General features: G+C 41.1%; 16 protein-coding genes and 1 riboswitch. Of the genes, 5 read left to right on the top strand and 11 right to left on the bottom strand.

Annotated features, from left to right (window positions below; genetic code table 11):
* Positions 1 to 64 precede the first annotated feature (64 nt).
* A complete protein-coding gene (locus JJ692_RS18650) occupies positions 65 to 1162 on the top strand; it encodes a DctP family TRAP transporter solute-binding subunit (RefSeq protein ID WP_206534077.1) in 1098 nt (365 codons plus the stop codon).
* Between the two features lie 25 nt (positions 1163 to 1187).
* Here JJ692_RS18650 and JJ692_RS18655 read toward each other — a convergent pair whose 3' ends face one another.
* Positions 1188 to 2018 (bottom strand): EcsC family protein, encoded by an 831-nt coding sequence (locus JJ692_RS18655; RefSeq protein ID WP_073203922.1) that lies wholly within the window; start codon positions 2016 to 2018, stop codon positions 1188 to 1190.
* A gap of 156 nt (positions 2019 to 2174) precedes the next feature.
* On the opposite strand from JJ692_RS18655, the gene JJ692_RS18660 reads away from it, so the two are divergent.
* The 4 genes from JJ692_RS18660 to JJ692_RS18675 all read left to right on the top strand — a co-directional run bounded on the left by JJ692_RS18660 (position 2175) and on the right by JJ692_RS18675 (position 4937).
* The gene (locus JJ692_RS18660) at positions 2175 to 2435 is read left to right on the top strand and encodes a GlsB/YeaQ/YmgE family stress response membrane protein (protein ID WP_024427360.1); all 261 of its coding nucleotides are present in this window, start codon (positions 2175 to 2177) and stop codon (positions 2433 to 2435) included.
* A 221-nt stretch (positions 2436 to 2656) separates the two neighbouring features.
* Positions 2657 to 3934: an Nramp family divalent metal transporter gene (locus JJ692_RS18665; protein WP_206534078.1), complete on the top strand. Its 1278-nt coding sequence runs from the start codon at positions 2657 to 2659 to the stop codon at positions 3932 to 3934.
* Between the two features lie 71 nt (positions 3935 to 4005).
* Positions 4006 to 4575, top strand: a complete 570-nt coding sequence (locus JJ692_RS18670; RefSeq protein ID WP_024427358.1) for a GNAT family N-acetyltransferase — start codon at positions 4006 to 4008, stop codon at positions 4573 to 4575.
* A gap of 98 nt (positions 4576 to 4673) precedes the next feature.
* Positions 4674 to 4937, top strand: a complete 264-nt coding sequence (locus JJ692_RS18675) for a hypothetical protein (protein ID WP_008346966.1) — start codon at positions 4674 to 4676, stop codon at positions 4935 to 4937.
* Between the two features lie 40 nt (positions 4938 to 4977).
* Here JJ692_RS18675 and JJ692_RS18680 read toward each other — a convergent pair whose 3' ends face one another.
* From JJ692_RS18680 to JJ692_RS18725, 10 genes are all read right to left on the bottom strand, one after another.
* Positions 4978 to 5202: a hypothetical protein gene (locus tag JJ692_RS18680; protein WP_024425367.1), complete on the bottom strand. Its 225-nt coding sequence runs from the start codon at positions 5200 to 5202 to the stop codon at positions 4978 to 4980.
* A 356-nt stretch (positions 5203 to 5558) separates the two neighbouring features.
* Positions 5559 to 6035, bottom strand: a complete 477-nt coding sequence (locus tag JJ692_RS18685; RefSeq protein ID WP_103132668.1) for a DUF2247 family protein — start codon at positions 6033 to 6035, stop codon at positions 5559 to 5561.
* 4 nt (positions 6036 to 6039) lie between these two features.
* Complete coding sequence (locus JJ692_RS18690; RefSeq protein WP_277602662.1) at positions 6040 to 7632, bottom strand: ribonuclease YeeF family protein; 1593 nt, start codon at positions 7630 to 7632, stop codon at positions 6040 to 6042.
* A gap of 193 nt (positions 7633 to 7825) precedes the next feature.
* Positions 7826 to 9547: a pyruvate oxidase gene (locus JJ692_RS18695; protein WP_044335042.1), complete on the bottom strand. Its 1722-nt coding sequence runs from the start codon at positions 9545 to 9547 to the stop codon at positions 7826 to 7828.
* A 67-nt stretch (positions 9548 to 9614) separates the two neighbouring features.
* Entirely contained in the window at positions 9615 to 11441 is a 1827-nt protein-coding gene (locus tag JJ692_RS18700) for an APC family permease (RefSeq protein WP_024425576.1), read from the bottom strand.
* Between the two features lie 112 nt (positions 11442 to 11553).
* Positions 11554 to 11698, bottom strand: a riboswitch (cyclic di-AMP (ydaO/yuaA leader).
* A 69-nt stretch (positions 11699 to 11767) separates the two neighbouring features.
* Complete coding sequence (locus JJ692_RS18705; protein WP_206534080.1) at positions 11768 to 13855, bottom strand: cellulose biosynthesis cyclic di-GMP-binding regulatory protein BcsB; 2088 nt, start codon at positions 13853 to 13855, stop codon at positions 11768 to 11770.
* 4 nt (positions 13856 to 13859) lie between these two features.
* The gene (locus JJ692_RS18710; protein ID WP_414629330.1) at positions 13860 to 15083 is read right to left on the bottom strand and encodes a glycosyltransferase family 2 protein; all 1224 of its coding nucleotides are present in this window, start codon (positions 15081 to 15083) and stop codon (positions 13860 to 13862) included.
* Positions 15084 to 15120: 37 nt separating this feature from the next.
* Positions 15121 to 16833 (bottom strand): DUF2334 domain-containing protein, encoded by a 1713-nt coding sequence (locus tag JJ692_RS18715; RefSeq protein WP_024425573.1) that lies wholly within the window; start codon positions 16831 to 16833, stop codon positions 15121 to 15123.
* On the bottom strand, positions 16823 to 17674 hold the full coding sequence (locus tag JJ692_RS18720) for a GGDEF domain-containing protein (RefSeq protein ID WP_206534081.1): 852 nt from the start codon (positions 17672 to 17674) through the stop codon (positions 16823 to 16825). The genes JJ692_RS18715 and JJ692_RS18720 overlap by 11 nt, the downstream gene beginning before the upstream one ends.
* Complete coding sequence (locus JJ692_RS18725; protein WP_206534082.1) at positions 17655 to 18737, bottom strand: glycosyl hydrolase family 8; 1083 nt, start codon at positions 18735 to 18737, stop codon at positions 17655 to 17657. The genes JJ692_RS18720 and JJ692_RS18725 overlap by 20 nt, the downstream gene beginning before the upstream one ends.
* Positions 18738 to 18880: the final 143 nt, after the last annotated feature.

The following is an 18880-nucleotide window of genomic DNA, read 5'->3' on the forward strand; positions in this document are numbered from 1 at the left end:
TTCACCTGTATCTTTACGGATTCTTCCTCTGTCAAGTATGCTTGACATAAGGGGGATCTGACGCATGAAGAATTTACTCGCTTATACACTATTGCTCATGATCGGTTTTGTAACCGCTTTATACTTTGGTTTTTATCATATGATGCCAAAATCAGCGACAACCTTTGATGATGAACAGACAGGACTGAAGGACCAGCTTGTGTTCAAATTCAGCCATGTCGTGGCAGACAATACACCTAAAGGACTTGCCGCAAAGAAATTTGCTGAGCTCGTGCACGAAAAATCCGATGGAAAGATCAGCATTCAAATTTTCTCCAATGGAAGCCTTTATTCTGATATTGAAGAAATAAATGCACTCAAAGAGAATCAAGTTCAATTTATTGCTCCGTCTACCTCGAAGCTCGGCATGCTGTCCCCTGAGTGGCTGGCACTTGATCTTCCCTTTGCTTTTTCAAATTACAATGCGGTTCAAGAAGGCCTGCAAGGTGCAATTGGACAAAGGTTGTTTGGGACGCTGCAAAAAGATGGGTTAAAGGGAATGGCTTATTGGACAAATGGCTTTAAGCAAATTACCTCTAATAAAGGGCCAATCAAACAGCCGGCTGATTTAAAAAACCAGTCTCTCCGCATTATGCAAAGCGACATGATTGAAAAACAATTCAAACTCCTTGGCGCAAAGCCCTATCAGGAATCATTTAATTCAACGTTTCAGCTATTAGAAACCAAAAAAGTAGACGGTGAAGAAAATACCATTTCAAATATTTATTCAAAAAAATTCTATCATATACAAGACTATATGACGATCAGCAATCACGGGTATTTAGGCTATGTGGTCTTAACAGATCAATCTTTCTTTGACCGCCAGACACCCGAAACGAAGCGAATTTTACTTGAAGCCATGGAAGAAACAACGGCTTGGAATGAAAAGCATGCAGAACAGATGAACAAAGAACAGCTGGAGGACATTAAACGTGAATCGCCGATTGCCATTCATGAATTGACGCCAGCTGAAAAGCAAAAATGGATGAAAGCCCTTGATCCTTTGTATGATGAAGCCGAAAAAACGATCGGCTCCACCCTCATCAAACAGATCCGCGAACTGCGTGCACGTTATGAACACTCACCTCTTCATGCTTTTCAGGAAGAGGATGAGAGCAAATAAAAAATCCCTTTGATATGGGATTTTTTTATGCGCCGGACTCACTCTGTTCTTGCTGCGTGAGCTCTTCTAATCTTGTTAAAATTCTTCGCTTTCGGTATTGCATCATGCCTGTTTCGGCAATTCCTTTTAATTGTGAGCGGTTTGAAACGGCACCAAACAAAATTCCGGCGATGGGAACAAGCTGAAATAGTTTCTTCCAGCCGAACGAATCCCGGTAATTATAGACGACCTCACGCCACCCTTGGATTTGGGAAATCATGTTTTCATGTTTCCCTTCGGATGCATGATAGCTTTTGAGTTCTTTTAGAATCGATTTCTTTCCAACGACATCCGCAGAGTTCAGCTGCAAGCATTTAATGATGAAGACCCGCTCCTCTTTGTTTTTAGGATCATAGCCATAGGTGACGGCAATATCCTGTAATGTTTTCAGAGAGAGACCCAGGACCGCAGGAATATCAGCGGCTAGCGTAAACATTCCGCCGACACCAGTTGTCGCCCCTTGCACCGTCGCGAGATTCGTTCTGTTTTTCCCCATATGTTCACTAATGGCATCCATCATTTCGATTGGGGCCTTTCCAATATCCTCTATGCGCTGAATGGATTCGCCCTCACACTTCTTTTGAAATTGATGGATGATGCCTTTTTCCGACGTCAAATAGGCTCCGCCAGATTGAATGTAATGACCCATTTCATCAAGTAGCACACCGATTTTTTTCTGAATAAAAGCAGGCGTCAGCTTGTCCAGCATTTGAAATGGAAGACGGCTGAGCTTCTCCCAGAACCATACCTTTTGCTGGTCTTTCTCCCACTTTTCAATCTCTTTTAATTGTGCTTTTAGCCACTCTCTTTCCTCCATGCCATATGCCTCCTTAGATGCCGCTGAAGTATTTGTCTGTTATTATACACAATCCTTGTCCATCATACGTATAGAACATTGAAGCGGTTCCGAAAGGTTTTAATCTTTTTCAAAACGGTTATTGCTTAATAAACAAACAAAAGAGGAGTGATCAACATGTTAGGATTTCTAATTTCATTAGTTGTGGCGATTGTCATTGGTCTCATTGGGAGTGCACTCGCTGGAGGCAGTGTACCAGGAGGATGGATCGGCTCAATGATTGCCGGGTTTGTAGGCGCTTGGATTGGTCATGGATTACTTGGAACGTGGGGTCCTAGTCTGGCAGGCTTTGCGATCATTCCAGCGATCTTAGGAGCAGCCATCTTTGTCATTATTTTAAGCCTGATCTTCCGCAGCGTGGGATCAAGGGTATCTTAAAAAAACAAATAACAGAGGAAGCAGTAGGGACACCGTCTAAGGGGCGGTGTTTTTTATGTTGCGCGTTGACAAGGTATCTATTTTTTTCACTTACATATGATAACAAACCTATTAGTTCAGATAGTTGACTTTTCATGAAGATGGGCATATGATGATTAAAAATTGCATGAAGGAAACTTTTTGTGCCCAAGCAAAACTTTGTAGAATCTAGGTGATGACATATGACAAACAAATACATCGAGGCACAGGCACACATGTCAGCGGCAGCTGAGCGTGCACTTGAAGGTAAGGTCAAAGGATTTAGAAGGCTTCTTCCTTTTCTAGGCCCTGCTTTTATCGCTGCCATTGCATATATTGATCCAGGGAATTTTGCCACCAACATTGCGGCTGGCTCTAAATATGGATATCTTCTCTTATGGGTCATTCTTATATCAAATCTCATGGCGCTGCTCATCCAATCCTTATCCGCAAAGCTTGGAATAGCGACAGGGAAAAACTTACCTGAAATCGCACGTGAAGAGTTTCCGAAACCCGTCTCCATCGGTTTATGGATTCAGGGCGAACTCGTTATTATTGCCACAGATTTAGCTGAATTTATTGGAGCGGCACTTGGTTTATACTTGCTCTTTCAGATTCCTTTGCTTGAAGCATCTATTATTGCAGCCATCGGATCATTTGCGATTTTAGAATTGCAAAGAAGAGGATATCGAGCATTAGAAGCCGGCATTACCGGCATGCTGTTCGTTGTCGTGATCGCTTTCGCTGTGCAAACCTTTGTCGCCAAGCCTGATATGGCAAGTGTCGCAGGCGGGCTTTTCATTCCAAAATTTGAAGGCACAGATAGTGTACTGCTTGCAGCTGGAATTTTAGGTGCCACTGTAATGCCGCATGCGATCTATTTACATTCAGCATTAACCCAAAGAAGAGTCGTCGGCAGAACGGAAAAGGAGAAAAAACAGATTTTCCGCTTTGAGTTTTTAGATATCCTCATTGCGATGCTAGTCGCTGGAGCCATCAATGCCAGTATGTTGATTGTGGCAGCCGCTCTATTTTATAAAAATGGTCTCTTTGTTGAAGATCTGGATGTTGCGTTCCAGCATTTTAGCACACTCGCAGGCCCTGTATCAGCTATCTTATTTGGTGTAGGCCTGCTTGTAGCCGGACTATCAAGCTCTTCTGTCGGTACATTGTCAGGCGATATCATTATGCAGGGTTTTATTCAATACCGGATTCCACTGTATGTCCGCCGGCTGATTACCATGATTCCCCCTATTGTGATCATTGCATCTGGGGTGAATCCGACATCCGCACTTGTGATGAGTCAGGTGGTCTTATCCTTTGGTATTGCCTTTGCTTTAATTCCGCTCATTTTATTTACAAGTAAAAAACGAATTATGGGCGAATTAACGAATGCCCGCTGGGTAACAGGAATATCTTGGGTGATAGCAGCTCTTGTTGTCGCACTCAATCTCTTTTTAATTGTGGATACGTTTATGTAAAAGACAGTAGTGATGCTGTCTTTTTCTTTTCATATGGTTATGGTAAAATTCCCCTGAGAGGATGTGGGCACATGTTTTTTTATCAAGATCAAGAGATATCCATGCGGCTGCTTGAGCCAAGAGACGCACGAAGTCTATATTTGCTCATTCAGCGGTCAAGAGAGCATTTACGTGAATGGATGCTTTGGGTGGATTCAACGAAAACAGAAGAAGACAGCATGGCGTTCATTCAAGGCGCAATGCAGCAAGCCATGCAGAACAACGGTTTTCAAGCGGGCATCTGGTCACATGGAGAACTTGTCGGGATCATCGGCACCCACCAAATTCATTGGATCGACAGGACTGTTTCAATTGGCTATTGGCTCGGAGAAGGCTATCAAGGAAAAGGCATCATGACAAAAGCGTGCAAAGCAGTCATTCATTATTTATTTGAAGATTGTGGACTGCACCGCATTGAAATCAGGGCTGCTGTCGATAACCTGAAGAGCAGACGCATCGCAGAGCGATTATCCTTTTCGCTTGAAGGCATTTTGAGACAATGTGAATGGCTGGGCGACCGATTTACGGATCATTGTGTATACGCCCTATTGCAGCCTGAATATATGAAAGAAAAAACGCATTCTATGAATCAGCCCACGTAATTGTGTCGATTGCATGAATTATTTTACAAAGTGAAGCTTTGTAGTATCGATTGCGATCAGCATCTGATAAAATAGAAGGAAAAATCGAGGTATGAAGTATGTCTCTTATTATTTTATTTTACTTATGGATTGTCCCATTATTATTTGGCATTTTCTTCTCATTCTTAACAAAGAAAGCCACATACAAACGCCGCTTTGTCCCATCATATAGCATGGCAGGACTCAGCATCGTTTTTCTTATTCTGGCACTTGTCTTTTCAGCCAGTCATTTTCTATTCATTTGCGGTATGTTCCTATTTGCCACCACCCTTGTCGGCACAGGCATCCCTTTATTTTTAGCCTTTACAAAAACACCATCATAAACAAAAACCACCTTTTCTCAATGGAAAGGTGGTTTCTTTTTTATTGATTTGGCATTCTGTAAGTCACAGTGGCATCTTGATTGGCTTCAATTACTTTCACAATGTCTTGAAGAATCTCTGCTGCACGATCGTTTGAGTCATACTTACCGAGCGTCTTGACCCAAGTATCGCTTCCTGCGATCATCCCTTCAATCTTTTTGCCGGCTACTGTGATTTCGTGGACATGAACGAAACTTTGCTGGTTTTGTGTGAAAATCCATAGCATGGTTTTAGCTCCTTTTTATTGGTTTATTTTAACATATAATTTCTGACTGGAATGGAATGGCTTGTGCAGGTAAAAATCAAGGTGACTGTTTCATTCAGGTTTGTTGTATTTTTTAGCATCTTTTTAATTTACCGTCTATCATAATCGTAATTCCTTCTACGAGTTCACCAGTATTTTCATTTTCAAACTTCTCAGACAAGACAGGATGCTTATTTTATAGTCACTCATTGTTTTCTCCTCAATTGCTTTCGAGATCTAACAAATCTACTTTATTTTTTATCATACCAATCTCTTTACCAGCAATGAATGAAAGAAAACGATGGACCATTAGTCCATCGTTCTATTAAACTCTCTAGTTATAAAATCAATTTCTTTTCATCTTCTAAAAACTCTTCTACAAGTTCTTTAATTGTATTTTGTGAATCGTGAGGGTAATAAAATGCGTCTGAAACTTTTCTAAAAAAATCATACATATTTTCGGGCGTATTAAAGATTGAAAAAATATTTTCAATTTCTTCAAATATGTTTTCATCAGTTGAATTAGTATAAACCTCTTTCATAGTGCTATATAGCCACTTATGATACTCTCTCTTCATGTCTTCCGATGATTTGTCAGAGACTATGCTTTCAAGTATATGATCTACTTTAACTTCTTCTTGTTCCCAAGCTAATTCAAGGATTAATTCATTGTTAGCATTAGGGTTGTTTTCTAGATATTTAACAGCATAGTTTGTTACTTCTAATGCCGAAATTAAATTAAACTGTCTACCAACAAACAGTGTAGACCAGTTACAATCAAAACCATTTTTCGTGATTATATCCGTTTTATACAATTTTCTATTTCCCCCATTGATTTATTTTTCCTGTAACTTTGCCACCAGGTATAAAAGTTCTATGGGTTACTGTATTCGTTGTTGGATCTACCACCCATTCAAACACGCCATTCCTTATTTCTTTCGACTGTAACATTTCTGGGGCGTTGTTCTTTACTTTTACATATTTGGTTTCGTACTTAACCACCGAGCCCTCTATTTGATACAACGAATCCATATGGCCTTTTCTATTTGGTAAATCAAATCTCTTAGAATGAACTGCGTAGTTGTCAATTATATCATTAAAGCTATGATAAAAATCATCTTTTAAAGCACTACCTACTCGTGGGTTATCTAAAACTGGATGCTTAAGTTCTCTCGTACTCCTAATCCCCATCTTCCCATGAAACCCTTTAGCCCCAAACGGCAAAAGCATTCCAAGAGCCGCATTCATACTCGCTTCCTGCTGTTCTTTTGAGATCTTGTTTCCAAACATGTCTCGGCCTGTAATTGCTTCGCTGAAGCCGTTGGTGGCGGTGAGTCCATATAAACCTTTTTGCGATGTTTTCAGGGCGTCAAAGGATTTTTGTGATGTCTTATAGATGTCAACTGCCCTGACTGCGGCTGATGTGGCTTGGGTCGTTTTATAGACAGCCTTCCCGCCTTTGAAAATGCGGCCTGCCCAACCCACGATAGGGATGTAACCGGCTGCTGCCATGCCACCTGCCGCGACTCGCTGTCCTGCGGTGAGTTCTTCCCCTGTGATTGGATCAACGCCTGTTGCGGCACGTTTTGCATCGTTCACACCAGTCAGTTCATTGACGATGTTTCCACCATAATCGAGCGCTTTTTCATACCAAGGGCGGTTGGCGAGTGCTTCTTGTTCCTTTGCGATTTTGCGGGCTTCTTCTTGTTCTTTTTTGATTTTCAGATATTCAGAAGTTTGTTTTTCAATATCGCTTTTTGCCTTGTAGATGTCGCTATTTTGATACGCTTTCTTGTCAAAATTCATAGGCGAAATCGCTTTTCCGTCATTTGTCGCATTCATCATTTCAGCGTACAATGCCATTGTAGCTTGCTGCTCCGTCTCTGACAAAGCATATTCATCTTTTAAATTTTGATCAAGCTCTCTTAGTTCTTTGACCGTCTTTTTTCGTTCATCTTCCGCATCTTCTATTTTTTCATCAAAGGTTTGGCTATCAAATACCTCTAGGGAAATGAGGTCATCAATGTCTTGAAAAATCGTTTTGAGTGCCTTTTTTTGATCTTTCACAATGCTTTTGGCATTCTTGATGCCCATATGTACTGCGTTGTCTAAAAAGTGTTCTTCTATAAAGGTATCGCCACCAAAACTCGTATCATCCAGTGTCCCAGAAACACCTTCATGAAAGGCTTTTTGCTTATCGATGAAGCTGATAAACATGTCTACATTTCCGGCGAGCTCTTTATAGAAACTTTTAATGTTATCGGCTCCTTTCCCAGTGAAATCATCACCGAGGTTGGCCACACCTTGTAATGCCTTTTTTAAATCTACCATTTGTTCGCGGAGTTCCTGGTAGTGTTTTGCCCTTGTGTCCATGGCACTTGTTAGTGCTTTTGCATCAAGTATCTTGCCCAGAAGAAGTCACTCCCTCCATTATTGATCATAAAGTCTATTTTACCTTTCTGAACGAATTGGAAAAATAGGCTTTAAGTTACAAAAATAATTTCCATATATTTTTAGAGGAAATAAAACAAGTGATAATTGAAATGTTTTTTCCTTTCATCACAAAAAAGTCAGTCCTCTTTTGAGAGGACCGACTACATTTAGTTTAGAAAAAGCGTTTTAAACTTTTCTTGAGTGGAGGGATATCCAGCTCGCCTTTTTCAAAGAATTTTTTCAGTAAGTACTTACTAAAACCAGCTGCTTGTGTGTACGTAATTTTCCCAGGTAACGGCGGTTCATTGGTGACAGCAACATCAATAATGACGGGTTTATCTGATTGAAGGGCTGTATCAAAGGCTGGAGCTAGTTCTTCATGTGATGACACGGAGATTCCTTTGCCGCCACATGCTTCTGCGAACTTAGCAAAATCAATATCTTCCAGCTCTATACCATAATTGATGTTTCCTTTTACCTGTTGTTCATATTCGATCATTCCAAGGTTGTTGTTGTTTAAGATCACAACAACGATCGGCAGTTTATATTTTACCGCTGTCACAAAGTCCTGCATGACCATTGTGAAGCCACCATCGCCGCAGACAGCAACCGCTTGACGATTCGGTTCATTTAACTTAGCAGAGATCGCTCCAGGCAAACCACAGCCCATTGTGGCAAGCCAGCTGGAGATGATGAAATCCTGCTGTTTCATTTCGAAATGGCGGGCCATCCATACGGTTACATTCCCTACATCAACAGAAAGAATGGCGTCGTCTTCAACTGCTTCTTCTAGTCTAGCAATGACTTGCTGCGGTTTAAGCGGTGATGTGGCAACGGATTTTTCCTTATCCATTTCTTCTCGCCATTTCATCATATGCTCTGTACAAGCTTCAAGGAAACCACGCTGCTCTTTATATTCAATGTAGGAGGTCAGTTCCTGCAAACCACTCTTGCTGTCACTCACGATTCCTACGTCTACTGGATATCTTTTACCGATTTGATCTGGTTTAATATCCAGTTGAATGGCAGGTGTGTCCTCTGGTAAGTAGTCTCTATATGGAAAGGAGGTTCCAAGCATAATTAAAAGATCACACTCTTCCATCGCTTCATAAGCTGGCTTCGTTCCAATTTGACCTAGGTTTCCTAAAAAGTATGGATGCCTGTCTGGCACAACCCCTTTTGCAGGAAGTGTGATGACGATAGGTGCAGCAGCCTTTTCTGCAAATGAAAGAAGCTCTTCTTTTGCATTTCGTAATCCTTTACCTGCTAAGATGACTGGCTTCTTCGCATTGTTAATTAGCTGTGCTGCCTTTAGCAGTTGATCTTTCTTTGGCCGTACCTCTCCCTCAACATAAAGAGGAGATGTATAAACTGGCTTACGCTTAATTTTTTGAGAAAATAAGTCATCTGATACGGTGAGAACAGCCACCCCTTTATGGGTATAAGCTGCTTTAATGGCTTGATTCAATAAATCAGGCAGAGCTTCTGCTGTTTGTACCTGCTGATTAAAGACAGCGACGTCGTCAAACATCCGCTCTAATTTGATTTCTTGAAATGTGTCTCTTCCTACTTCATTCGATGCAACCTGCCCTGCTATTGCTAAAACGGGTGCGCCATCTGCTTTTGCATCGTATAGTCCATTTAATAAGTGGACAGCACCCGGTCCAGCGATGGATAAGCAGACACCGAGCTTACCTGTTAGTTTGGCATCAGCCGCCGCTGAGAGTGCCGCCACTTCTTCATGTCTCGTTTGTATAAATTGTATTTGGCTTGATTCATGCCTAAGCTCTTCAATCAATTCGTTTATGCTGTCGCCGGGCATTCCATAAATATGTTTTACGCCCCACTCTTCCAGTAGCGCTGTTACTTCTTTTCCTGCGGTTCTTTGCGGCATGTGAGAAAACTCCTTTTTTCTTACTCCATACCACCGCACCCTTTTGATCAAACGTTTCAACTTGCTGCTACTTTTTAAAATGATATGGAAGGGTGGCGACCACAATATCCCGTTTCCATAATAGACGGAATCTTAATAAAAAGGCAGATTGGTTATGCAAGATCGTATGCCATCTTTTTTTCGGGATAAATTGAGGCACAAGTACCATCACTTTATATTGATGCGCATTTGCTTTTGCCTCAACCGTTTCAAGAAATTTATCAAGCGGATGAATAAGACTTCGATAAGACGAATGCAATATCACAAGCCGCACACCGCTGTTCAGTTTTTCCCAATCCGCTTCAATTTTCTTATCTTTTTCTTTATCAAAAGATACATGAACTGCTATGACTTGCTCTGATAAGGATTTTGCATATTGAACAGATTGCTCGACGACACGTGTTACTCCTGCTATTGGCACGATGACCACATTTCCTTTAATCTCAACAGGCTCTGTTTCATTCATTAAACGCAGTTGTTCTCCGACAGACAGATAATGCTTTTTTATGGAATGAAAGATCAATAGCACAATTGGCATGAAAACAAATACTGGCCATACAAGATGGAACTTGGTCAAAATGAGAATCATGAGAACCGTGAAAGAAATCAGTGCTCCGACTATATTGATAGGCATTTTCGTTTTCCAGCCCTGCGGTTTTTCACGAATCCACTTCACACACATGCCGGTCTGTGACAAGGTAAATGGAATAAATACACCGACAGCATATAGCGGAATAAGGTGTTCCGTTTTCCCATCAAACAACCAAATGAGCAGCATAGAAGCTACACCTAAAAAGATAATGCCATTAGAGTAACCGAGTCGATCCCCTCTTACAGTAAACATGCGCGGCATATATTTATCCTTTGCTAAGTTGACCGCCAATAAAGGAAAGGCGGAAAAGCCGGTATTTGCCGCTAATATCAAGATTAAAGCTGTGACAGCCTGAATGACATAATAGAAAAATGTACGTCCAAATGTATCTGATGCAATTTGTGATACAACCGTTTCTTCTGGCTTTGGTGAGATGCCAAAACCAAACGCAAGCAATGTCACACCCACAAATAAAACAGCTAGTAATCCACCCATCATCAATAATGTTCTCGCTGCATTTTGTGCAGCTGGTTTTTTAAAGGATGGAATGGTATTTGAAATGGCTTCTACCCCAGTCAGTGCTGAACAGCCAGACGAAAATGCTTTTAATAAAAGAAATAAAGTAATGCCAGGTACATGTGTGCCGATCGCTGTATGCTCAGGTGCTGGCGGGATGCCTCCTGTTAATAATTTAAAGCCTCCGACTCCAATTAGTATAAGGAGTGATAATACAAACAAGTATACGGGATAGGCCAAAATAGATGCTGATTCTGTCAACCCACGAAGGTTGAGCACCATAATCAAGATGACCAATACAATTGAGATCAACACATGATATGGATATAGTGCTGGAAAAGCCGATGTGATGGCATCAGTACCAGCTGATATGCTCACTGCTACAGTCAGAATATAATCTACAAGCAATGATCCGCCAGCGACCAGTCCTGGCTTTTCACCTAAGTTTCTGCTAGAGACGACATAAGCCCCTCCACCTTCTGGATAAGCATAAATAATTTGGCGGTAAGATAAAATTAACGCCATTAAAAGAATTAATACACAACCTGCAATCGGGAGTGAGTACCAAAATGCTGCTGCACTAACAACGGAAAGAACAATCAAGATTTGTTCTGTACCATATGCAACGGATGACAATGCGTCTGATGACAATAATGCCAACGCTTTGATTTTTGATAGTTTTTGTTCTCCTGCTGCCTGTGATTTTAATGGTTTCCCAATTAAAATACGCTTCATCAAACTGTACATGTGATGCCCGCTCCTTTAGTGTCAAACGATTTAAGTTACAAAAGATGGATCGCCAAAAAGACACAGAGGCAATAGAATGCCCCTGCGTCTATTGTTTAGATCACAGGTTGGTCTTTGCTCTCTTTAACGCTTACGAGGTTAGCTGACGGATTCGGGCGCATGAGACTTTGCCCTACCTAAAAAGGATTCACCCCACGTGGTGTCCTGCACCACTAATGGTTCCCCCGCTCATTGAAATGATTCAGCGATTGGTCTTTTATAAAAGAGATCATACTCCCGTTTGACACCAAAGTAAAGACATTTTTTCAAGGTCTTTTGATCGTTTATCAATCAGTCTTTTTGCGGTTTTTTCGCACGAAATAAATAATCAGCCCGACCACAAAAATAATTAGCGCAGCGATACATGCAAAGTAAATCCAAGAATCATCGATGCCTTGCTTTTCATCTTTTTGGAGATCATTTGTTGTGCTGCTGACCGTTTGATGATTAGAGAACATGTCTTTGTTTTTGCTCTCGATTGCGACTGTTGCCGTTTCCGTATTTGTTTGCAGGAAATGAAGCACTTCATGTGAAAGATCAGCGTCAGCTGCATTCATTCCTGAAAAGACGGTCATTGTCTGTTCTTTATTCCATACAGATGGCTGCGTCCATACGATACGAGCAGTCGTTTCGTTGATCATGCCAAAGGAGGATACATCATACTGATCCTTTTTCACTGGAACGATGAGATCGTCTGCCTTTTCTTTTAAAAGAGAGAACGTTTGAATGCCCCCGATGAAAATGAGAGAGTGATCTTTTAATTGATCATTTGTCACATTTGAAGCTTTGATCAAATGATATTGGGCAGCTTCCGGCTGACTAAATGATTCTGTCAGCATCGCCATTTGAGTGATCGTTTCTTGCTTGATTTGATCTGGAATGACGATCAATGTTTTTCCTTGCTGCGTTTTTGATGTGAAAGGAAACGGCCATGCAGCTAAATCCGGTGTATCACTAGTCGTCCCTTCTGGTATTTGAAGAGAGCTATTCTTATCAATGTAAATCCAGCTTTCTTCATCCGTATGTCTGCAGGACTCCATGTTTTTAAAGCCTGTAGTGACAAATTGCAAATCAATATATTCGTTCTTTTGGAGTACTTGTGAATCTACTGGAATTGGCACATGATAGAATCCATTCTCATCTTTGTTTCCTAGTTTTGTTAACGGTACATCGTGTGGTTCGTTATTGATCATGACTGTTAAGCGTTCCGCTTTGTTCGTTATATCAGATTTTTTAAATGATAGATTTAGCTTTGCACCTGATTTTTGATTAGCGATCAATGACTTCGGATAATAGTAATGTTCAGACGCCGTCTTTTTGGTTCCAACCGTTACATCATCACCACCAAAATCTTTTAAACGAATTTGATGAGATGGTTTTGATGCTTTAGCCGTAACCTTTTGAAGCAGTAAATCGCTACCAGTGAGCTGACCAGTCAGTTCTGGTTGAGTTAGGACATTGATTTTTTCAGCAATTGTCTTTGACTGCTCAGCAGTGACAAATAAAATGGGCTGTTCTTTTTTCTTTCCTGTCAAGGTTCTCACCGCTAATGTGAGCTGATCGCTTGCTGTTTTCATTTTCGCAGCTTGTTCGATCGTTTTCACTCGTCCATCCCAGTTTCCTTTTGCTCCCACAGCAATGGTTGGATGCGCGATTTGCTTGATGTCCTTTTCTTGGACAATTTTGAGGTCTGCTTGGCGGTCTTTGTTTTTCAACGTACGGTATACTTTCATAGCCGCTTCTAATTCAGCTGCTTCCGGTGAATTTGGAATCACAATATCTGTTTGTTCTTTCTGATCACCTGTTTGAATGAAAGGTGAAGGGAAGCTGTCTAACGTCACGTCTTTCGTTTGAGTTCCTTTGAAAGCCAGCTCACTTTCAGGATATACTTTCAGCCAGTTGGCAGGTGTCTCTTGGTTGATACACACACCTTCTTTTAACACGCCATAAAATGCGAGCTGAATTTGATGAGAACCCTTTTTCAATTGCGATTTGCTCAATTTGATTTGAATCGACTTCTTTTGGTTTTTCCCTGTTACAGGAATGGTCTTTTCAATCTCTCCATCAATCATGACTGTGAACGAAGATGGCGAAATGAGTAATGGTGAAGCCTCTATATTCAATGTAAGGATGCTAGACTCTACTTTTTCTTTTTCTATTTGATAGGAAAATTCAGTGCGGTCTTCTTGTCCATACAAGGTCACTACATCTTCTGATAAGTGCTGCGTTTCTGTCTGGCTTCCTTTAGATGAGCGAATCCAGTCATCTTTCACTTGTACTCGATTTGATTGCGCCATTGCTTGACCCGCCATAAAAAAGGGCTGAATGGCAAGGGATATCATGAATATAAAAATCATCCATTTTACCGATTTCAATTTGTCACCCGCTTTTCTTTTGTTGTTGATCGTAACGCTCGGTTTTGTACCATTTCACTTCTTGTTTGAATAATCGGCTCTTTGCCTCTACACATAAGGAGTACACGACTAGCGCAATCCATACTTGAGAATAAGTGAAGTACATGAGTGCCACAATGAGTATATTTTGTTTGGTGAGCTCTGTTTTCTCAATGCTTAATGTAATCATCACTTCTGTTAGAAAGAGGAAGAAGGCCAATCCCCACAGGATCAGTGCAACAACTCCTACAGATAAGTGAAGGTCAACAAATAGGTTCACGATAAAGATCCCATTTGAGAGCAGGACACCGAAGAAAAATAAGAAATACGTAAAGAAGAAATAAAACAAATCGAAAATCATTCGTTTTCGTTTCAGCTTCATAAACTGCTTTAAAAATTTGAGTACAACATATTGATTGCCTCGTGCCCAGCGCGTTCTTTGCCGCCACCAGACCTTCCATGTCTCAGGCTCTTGTTCCCATGTAATCGCAGCCGGGAAAAATCGAATGACATAGCCAAGGTTATAGACTCGAATCGTTAATTCAGTGTCCTCAGCCAACGCATGAACATCCCAGCCGCCAAGCTCTTCTAAAATGTGCCGGCGGATGGCGAAGTTGGTGCCTGGTATTGTCGCAATACCAAACCACTTCCATCTTCCGCCCTGCGCCATCCATTGGAAGCAGATGGTCTCAATATTAATAAATTTGGTCAGGAGATTTTTGGCTGCATTGATAACCCTGAATTTCCCGACAACAGCGCCTGCCTTCGGGTCATTCAATAAACCAAGAACCAAATGATAGACGGCCTTTTGTTCAGGCATGTTATCTGCATCGTATACGCAGATGACTTCTCCTGTTGAAGCCTTTAAGCCTTCATTCAGTGCAGTGGATTTTCCCTTTCCTGCAAATGGCGGCTTCGTTTCAATCATATGGACATGATCATATTGCTCACTGAATGACTGCACGATGTCTCCTGTGCCATCAGAGGAATTGTCATTAATCACAATGATTTCAAGAAGATGTTTAGGATAGGATAGCTGGACCATTGCTTTTAGCGTTTGCCGGATGACAACTTCTTCATTATGAGCAGGAATTAGAATGCTGACGGTCGGCAGCTCTTTCCCTTGTTTCGTCCATTCAGGCAGCACTTTTTCGTAGGTCAGGTAGTGCTGAAAGCCGCCCTGCATGAGAAACATGTGGTATAGGAGCATGATCCAAATCAATATTAATGAAAGATAAAATAAGACATCAGCCACCTAATTTTCTCTCCTTAAAAATTCGTTTTTTCATTGTCAGCCTTAAATACAATGTGTAAAAAGCAAATGCCGCAATAAACAGCATCACTACGACGGTGAGAATTCGCAGCATATTTTCCATGCCGCTTCGTTTAACTGTTTTGGTTTCTGCTCTATTGGATTGTTCTACTTGAATATGTCCATTCCCTGATGTTTTGATTTGTACATGTGGTGTTTGGACTGTTTGTTTTGTTTTCTTTAAATCCAGCCATTCACTAGAAGGAATTGCATCCATCAGCGTCATCAGATTCTGCAATCCAGTTATTCCGGATTCCACATCATAGGACAGCCCGATTGCGGCTGATTGAAGATGCTGGATGGATTGAATCTTTTGTTCTGTTAAAATATTTGAACCTTCTTGGTCAGACGCTGGCTCTACTGATTGCTGAGGATATAAGGTCATGCCATGAAGCATGGCGGGTTTCGTCACGAGTGGCGGAGCACCGGCTGTTTTCCACGTATGGTCCGACAGCTGTACCTGTCCAAACAGACTGGACACATGCCTTGATATCACTTCATAGCCTTGTTGAGATATGGCATCATGCGGCACCTCGAATACCAGTGGATAGAGACCTTGCTGCGCAAGAAACTCAATACCTTTTGTCAGTTTTTCTTCTGTATAGATGGTTTCTTGCTGCTGATTCGATCTCGTATAAGCATGGAAGTCTTTCTCATTCGAAAAATGACTTGCACTTTGCTTCTTCTCGGCTTTTTTTGGGTCATTTGACGTAATGGACTGATCATTCTTTGCATCCCAGAACTCAAAGTCCTGACCAGAATCCTCTGTTCGATACGTACGGCTAAATCCATGAAGAATAATGCTGGCTCCATTACTTTGCAATTGTTTTAACACTTTTACGAGCTTCGGGCGGTCACTCAGTGTCACTTCATCGCCTGTTGTTCGATCCACCCAAACAGGGGTTACCGCTATCAGAAACGGGATATGCCGAGTGGATACATATTGTCCAAGCTCAAGCAGCTTCTTTTCGTCAGTGACAGGACTGATGTTCCCAAGCCTTAAGTACTTTGTGGTCAGCTGATTAGAAGAAGGCAGGTTTTTTTCTAGCACTTCTGCAAGAAGCTCGCTGTGCTGCACGACATTTAAGATTCCAATATAGGCCGCACCTTCCTTTGTTTGAATCACAAATGGAAGATCAGCTTCATGCTTCTTCAATAGAAATTCCCTTTGCAAGTCTGCCCCTTGAACCGTTAACGCAATGATCCTTTTCTCTAGCTGACGGTAAGTGGGATCATCTGTATATTTGATTTGACTCGTGTGTTCTTGTTTATGAAAAGTAAGCTTGGAAAATGGGCGCAGCTGGTCCGCATTGTATCCAATGGCTATGATCTTCTGTGCGTCGTTCATTACACGAATGGCCTGTTTTGGTAAGGTTCTCTTTATTTCCCCTAGATAGATAACTTGCTGAAATTCGCTGATCTTCTTTTCAGCCAAATGTTCATCAGATACAATCGTCGTCTGTTTGGAAAAATGTCCGGCGAGTAGATCCAGCATATGCACTGCTGGAGTCGCTTCTCCCGATTCTGTTGAATAAACGATCAGGGTATCTGGCTTGGCAAGAGCGTCGGCTGAAGCCATGTATTGAAACGAAAGAATGAAAAAAAGAGCGATCATCAAACAGCATTTCATTATAGAATTAAAGTTCATTCATCATCATCTCTTTTTCTAGTTCTTCTAAAAATTGCTCTGGCGTACGATAATCCGAACTGCTTGTTAAATGACAGACATGAAAAGTTAGGGTGACTTCACGACCGTTTAACAGCACATGCTTTTGCAATTTATCTTTTAGCTTCTCAAGGACGACAGAGACATTCTCTTCTGGTGTGTGAGTAAGCAGCAAGCCTATCCGTTCTTCGGATAATCGAAATTTCTTATCGGTTTCTCTGACACTTTCGCGAATCTTGATACTTAATTGCTGAAATAGGTGCTGCATTTCTTTTTCTCCATATAACGATTTGAATTCCGCTGCATAATGGATATGAAGAAGGATAAAAACGAATGGCTGTTTGTAGCGTTCTGCCCGTTTCATTTCCTCGGATAATTCCAGCTTCATCCGATCTGCATTGTCAAATCCAGTTGTCGAGTCAATCGCCACAAATTGTTTCATCGCCTGCTTTTGTTGTTCTATGGTGTGACGCATCGTCTTGATTCGCTCATGCAAGCTTCCTGCTGAAATCGCGAAAAAGAGAAGAGCTGCGCCCCAAATCACCACATCCTGCAATGTTTGTTTGGAAAAGAAGGGATTTGTGTGGCCAAGCTCTGTAAAGAACATAGCGCTTCCTATAAAAAACAGCATCAGCAAGGTAAAAATTAATGCTGGTAAGATGCCAAATAAAATCCCGCATCCTAACACGACAAAAGTCAGTGTGATCATCATAAAGCTCTCTGCATCCTGTACGCCTAGGTAGCCCATAAACAAAATAAGCCCTGCAAACGTGAGGAGCAGAGTATAATATAAACGATACGTATTACTGAATAACCGATTCATTAAAAAGCTCCCTTTCTGCAATGAGAGGCAATAAGTTGTCAAATGAGTGTGTGTCTTTTTCGTTCATGTATCCTCCATAATAATCCTTAAGTGGATCTTGAATTTGTAATTCTTTCATGCGGTCATACACCTCTTTTGCGAATTCCGGTTCGTTTCGTTTAAGAGCATACAAGATGACCAGCGCATATACAGAAGGCGATTCATACGTCACTGATGGCTGCAATGTGCTCAGTTTATATCTACCGTACAGCTTTCCTTCTTTTTTAAAAGTCGTTTTAAGCCATTTCATGATCGCGGACGTATTCACCTTTGCACGATCGGCATGTAAAGCCGTATAGAGTTGATCAATCATATTGATTTCTCGATCAAATGAATAGGCTTTTTTCTTTATGTCATAGGATTTAGGAAAGAATCCTTTTTTTCTCGGTGCTTGTTTTAGAATGGTCAATTGGTTACTCGTCATTTGTTTCGTGAATATTTTGAGGGATTCCAATTCTTTGATTGCTTTTGGGTCTAAATATGAGAGTGTGATTGTGTGTGAAGTTCGATTTGTTGATGCATCATAATAATCGGACAAGATGCCCCTATACATATTCTTGTCTTTTAACGCTTGTGCGATTTCTTTTGCTGTGGTTTGATACGCTGCATTCTTCCATAAACGATCTGCCTTTTGAAGTGCCGCCACTATCCGTAAATCATCAACTAAGGCATTGGCCTTACTTTTTTGATCAGATTCGATTTGCCAGCTGAGAAGATGATGGTCTAGTAAAAATTCATCTTGCAGGACACCAATTTGTTGGTCAAAAGAATTTTGGTCTTTTTTTCGAACAAGATAATCCATCCAAAGCCCAAGCGATTCAGATAAGTAGATATGCTGCTCTGCAAATGAAGTGCGAATCATGCCTTGATCTGTCATGAGGTGATGAGTGATAAAATATTCTCCAGGCAATACAGGCTGTGGTGATACTGGATCAGCTGATTCCTTCTGCTGTTCCCAGGTACATCCGCCTAATAAAAAAACAATGAGTAAAACAATAGCCGTGCGATGTATGGCTGTAACCATTCGTGTCCCCTTTCAAATCCCGTTCTCTTAGCATTCCAACGATTTATTATAGATTGTTTCTGTTTAAATTTAAATAAATATTTTATACCAAATTACGAGTCTTTTCGCATAGACATTCCCATTTTCAGAAAAACAGTATGTCG

This window comes from Bacillus sp. 3a (assembly GCF_017161885.1).
Lineage (GTDB): Bacteria > Bacillota > Bacilli > Bacillales > Bacillaceae > Bacillus > Bacillus safensis.